This is a genomic window from Mesorhizobium tamadayense, assembly GCF_003863365.1.
GTDB classification, from domain to species: Bacteria; Pseudomonadota; Alphaproteobacteria; order Rhizobiales; family Rhizobiaceae; genus Mesorhizobium; species Mesorhizobium tamadayense.
On the sequence record NZ_RQXT01000253.1, the window covers coordinates 1 to 433 of the forward strand.

The window sequence follows — 433 nt, forward strand, 5'->3', positions numbered from 1 at the left end:
GCCCTTCTCATCCAAGACTTTACCGCCATTGGAGAAGATGAAGGTATCGAGGACGACGACCGTATCTTCCCCCTTGTGGCCGAACAAGCCAATGCCGTAGCGGCCCTTGGACTTGTCCGTAAGCTTCGGCGCCGCTGCCTTCAATCCCTCGAAGGTCTTTAGCGAGGCAGGATCAACGCCAGCCTCTTTGAGGAGTGCCTTGTTGTAGTAAGTGAAGGACCAAACGTCCACGTTGATGGGGATTCCCCAGAGCTTGCCGTCAGAAACGTTCGAGTCCCAGGCTCCTTTGAAGAAGGTGTCGGCCGTAAGACCGGAAGTCTTGACTTGGTCGTCGAGAGCCGTAATTGCGCCGGCTTGAGCAAAGGCGCCCATCCAGATTTGATCCAGGGTGGCGACATCAGGCGCATTACCGCCCTGTACCGCCGTCAACAAT

1 protein-coding gene is annotated in these 433 nt (G+C 56.4%); it reads right to left on the reverse strand.

The genetic code is table 11. The annotated features are described in order from the left end of the window. A partial coding sequence (locus tag EH240_RS37555) for an extracellular solute-binding protein (protein ID WP_125007315.1) occupies positions 1 to 433 on the reverse strand: 433 nt, incomplete at both ends.